Below are 3,758 nucleotides of genomic sequence, written 5' to 3'. Positions count from 1 at the left end.
GGATCTGGACTTGGAAGGTGCTTGAAGAATTACCGTCTGCCCTCAAGCGAGCCCAGCTCTGCCATCGCTTTTGCCATGTCGTCTAGGTCGTTCACCTTCTCCTCAATGGCTGCAAGAATTGCGTCGTAGGTGTTGGCCGAGGCGGAGGTGGCGGCAGCTTTGGTGGTAGAAGTGGAGCTGAATCCCTTTCCAAACCCAGACGGGTGGGCGGCAAAGTTGCCAGAGCCTGTTGCTTGGCGAACTTGATTGAGGCTGGCAATCTCTTGGGCCAAAAGATCCCGTTGTGAGTGGAGCTGATCGAGTTTGGCAGCGCCCTCTTTCAAATACTGAACAAGCTTCTGTTTTTTGGCTTGCAAATCTTCTATTGAGGCTTTTAGATTTTGCTCTTCTGCACGCAGTTGCGCCAGCCATGCTTGCTGAGATCGGATCTGGGATCCCAACTCACAATGGGTTTGAGGATCAGTTCCATCGCCCGCTTCCTCTTCCTGCCGAACGGGTGCCCAATTGGCAAGAGCAGCCCGCAGATCGGCCAGCTCGTTTTGCAGGTGTTGTAGACCTAACTCTTGCTGGCTTTTGAAGTACTCCAGGGATTGCTCCAGCAGTTGGGTTTTGGCTCTGGCTTCACTCCCGGCCAGGGCGGAAGCGAGGTAGCCGGTCATTCCCGTAGCCAAAGCGGCTGCCCCCGATTGCCACAGGGATCCACCGGATCCCAGGCTGCCGAGGGCTACAGCAAGGCCAGCCAAGGCGGGAAAAGCATTGACCCAAAGCTGGCGAGAGGTAGCAAGCTTCATAGTCGGCCCCACAGTAGAACGACAGGGTTGGCTTGATCTTATGGTCTTTTCAAACGGTTGTTATGAAACAGCTTATTGGATTCATCTTTAGCTCTCCTTTTCCCTATGAACTGGAGCACAAGACAGGATTTCTATGCTGGAGTCATCAAGATCGAGTTCAGCCAAGAATTCAAACAGGCGGCTCAATGGTGGAGACAATGTCCTGAATCACCGCCTCTGCCTCTTGCCGTCGGTTACCGGCCATCTCTCCCGACCCAGCCAGGAGAACCCGATGGGCCAGTACCGAGACGAACAACGCTTGCAGATCTTCCGGCAAACAGAAGCTGCGCCCTTTTACCAGCGCCTGAGCTCGTGCCGCCCGCGCCAAGGCCAGCGCTCCACGAGTGGATACCCCTGCCCGCAGCAGCTTGGAAACACGAGTGGCCTGCACCACCTGCAAAAGATAGTCCGCCAGGGATCCGTCCAGGTACACCTGATCCACCGCCGCCTGGATCTCTCGCAACTCACCCAAAGAGAGAACCGGCTGCAGAGCCTCCACCGGCTCGGCTTGTTGCCGTTGCAACAGCAAAGCTCGCTCTATCTCAGGGCTGGGGTAGCCAATCGACAACCGCACCAAAAACCGATCCAACTGACTTTCTGGCAGAGGATAGGTGCCGTGGTATTCCAAAGGATTTTGGGTGGCCAACACAATAAAGGGGCTGGGCAGCGGGTAGGTGCGATCGTCCAGCGAAACCTGCCTTTCCGCCATTGCCTCCAGCAGGGCGCTCTGAGTGCGGGGCGAGGTGCGGTTGATTTCATCCGCCAAGATCACATGGGCAAAAATGGGGCCAGGGCGAAATTCAAAATCCCCTTTTCCCTTATTGAACAGGGTGAGGCCAAGGATATCTGTCGGCAATAAGTCGCTGGTAAATTGAATCCGTTGAAACTTGGCTCCCAAACTGTGGGCGATGGCCCGCGCCAACGTGGTCTTGCCTACACCGGGCACATCCTCCAGCAAAACATGACCTTCCGCAACCAAGGCCATGACCACCGCTTGCACCACCTGTGACTTGCCCTGAAACACCGATTCGATGTTGGCAATCAACTTGCCAATCTGTTGGTGCAAGGCTTGCAATCGTTCCACCGGGATCCGCGCCGAACCAGCACGGGTGCTGACACTCGCCATAAACCATTCCCAAAGGGGCCTATTCCACCTTACCGGCTGGATCCCCTTGCCTGCTCAGGACGGAATCTCACCAAACCCCGGCGAAAAACCGGAGTATCATAGACCTAGGCTCTCCCGGAAGGATGGATATCTTGGAACTGTCTTGTAAAAGTGAATATGCTCTCCTGGCCCTTCTGGAATTGGCCCAGCACTACAGCGATGGCCAGGTGCTGCAGATTAAAGAAATTGCGGCCCATCAGTCCATACCCGATCGCTACCTGGAGCAATTGCTGGCCACCTTGCGCAGACAAGGGTTGGTGCGCAGCCAACGGGGAGCAAAAGGAGGCTACTCCCTGGCCCGAGCGCCCTGGCAGATCTCGCTGTTGGACGTTATCCAGGCCATCGAGGGGGAAGATCTCGCCCGTTCCCGCGAGTGGTCCCCAAGCGATCTCACCCCAGAGCGGGAAGTGCTCCTGAAAGCTTGGCAAGATGCCCAAGCGGCGGCAGTAGCCATTCTCCAGAAGACCACCCTGCAAGACCTCTGCGACCGGCAGGCACAACAGCAACAGGCGCGGCTGATGTACTACATCTGAGCTGCGTGCAATACCCCACAGTTGTTCCTCTCCCAAAGCCGCAAGGACTCTGTTCTGCAAAGAGGAGAGGCTGGGATCCCTAGCCAGTTTTGGGTTATCCTGAAGCCCACTGCTTTTTGAATTGAGCCGTTCCCATGACTGTTCGCTCTTCTCGCTCCCAGGCTGCTGATACGTTTTCTGCGGAAGATTTTGCCCGGGCTTTAGACGGGCAAAACCTCAACTTTCAACCGGGACAGGTGGTGCAAGGCCGCATCTTCCAACATCAGAACGATGGCGCTTTGGTAGATATTGGCGGCAAATCTCCGGCCTTTTTGCCCCTTAAAGAAGCCGGGATCCGCTCAGGAGAAGATTTGAGCGTGCTTTTTCCCTTGAAGACAGAAGCCGAGTTTCTCATTGTGCGGGAAGATGCAGAGGGGCAGATTGTGCTTTCGGCGCGGCGGCTCCGGCTGAAGCGGCTTTGGGAGGAGCTGGCCCAAAAGCAAGCCAGCGGCCAGACGGTAACCGTTCGGGTGATCGGCACCAACAAAGGCGGCGTGGTGGTGGATGTGCAGGGGCTGCGCGGCTTCATTCCCCGCTCCCACCTCAGCCAACGGGAAGGTCTAGAGGAGCTGGTGGGCCAATCCCTGACGGCAGGCTTTATCGAGGTGAACCCAGAAGCCAACAAGCTGGTGCTCTCCCAGCGGGTGGCTGTGAAATCCGAGAACCTGAGCCGTTACACCAGCGGCCAAGTGGTGGAGGGCAAGGTCAGCGGACTAAAACCCTTTGGCGTGTTTGTGGATTTGGAAGAGGGGGTAACCGGGCTACTACACATCAAGCAGGTTAGCCAAAGCTTTGTGGCCTCGCTGTCGGATTTGTTTAAGCCAGGCCAACGCCTCAAAGCCGTCGTGCTCGATGTGGATGAGACCAAGGGGCGGATGGCCCTCTCCCTGCGGGTGCTGGAAAAGCATCCGGGTGAGGTGCTGGAGCATCTGGATACGGTTATGGACGAAGCCGAAGAGCGGGCCAGCAAGCTAAAAGGGAGGATCACAGCCGACGGCCAAGTCATCTGATCCCGATCCCTGCCTCGAGTTTGGATGCGAGATCCCTAGATCGATGGCAAAACGCCTTACGGCAATCAAAGGAAAATCATCGGTTTGAGCGGCGATGGAATGAGTTTCCAATTTCTAGGGATCCCCCGAAGAGCTAACCGCTCGCCTCCCCTCTCCCAGTGGGAGAGGGGCCAGGGGTGAG

General features: G+C 56.7%; 4 protein-coding genes. 2 read left to right on the top strand and 2 right to left on the bottom strand.

Features of this window, described 5'->3' with window-relative positions; genetic code table 11:
- Positions 1-29: 29 nt before the first annotated feature.
- Positions 30-791 carry a hypothetical protein gene (locus tag NW857_RS12145; RefSeq protein WP_414369083.1) on the bottom strand — a complete coding sequence of 254 codons (762 nt, stop codon included), beginning with the start codon at positions 789-791 and terminating at the stop codon, positions 30-32.
- A gap of 169 nt (positions 792-960) precedes the next feature.
- Positions 961-1,956, bottom strand: a complete 996-nt coding sequence (locus NW857_RS12140) for an AAA family ATPase (protein ID WP_414336100.1) — start codon at positions 1,954-1,956, stop codon at positions 961-963.
- Between the two features lie 131 nt (positions 1,957-2,087).
- Here NW857_RS12140 and NW857_RS12135 point away from each other — a divergent pair, with 131 nt between their 5' ends.
- The gene (locus tag NW857_RS12135; RefSeq protein WP_414336103.1) at positions 2,088-2,528 is read left to right on the top strand and encodes an Rrf2 family transcriptional regulator; all 441 of its coding nucleotides are present in this window, start codon (positions 2,088-2,090) and stop codon (positions 2,526-2,528) included.
- A 134-nt stretch (positions 2,529-2,662) separates the two neighbouring features.
- Positions 2,663-3,577: a S1 RNA-binding domain-containing protein gene (locus NW857_RS12130; protein ID WP_414348354.1), complete on the top strand. Its 915-nt coding sequence runs from the start codon at positions 2,663-2,665 to the stop codon at positions 3,575-3,577.
- Positions 3,578-3,758 lie beyond the last annotated feature (181 nt).

The organism is Synechococcus sp. H55.9 (assembly GCF_047462355.1).
Lineage (GTDB): Bacteria > Cyanobacteriota > Cyanobacteriia > Thermostichales > Thermostichaceae > Thermostichus.
This window is presented reverse-complemented; position numbering and strand designations above follow the sequence as displayed.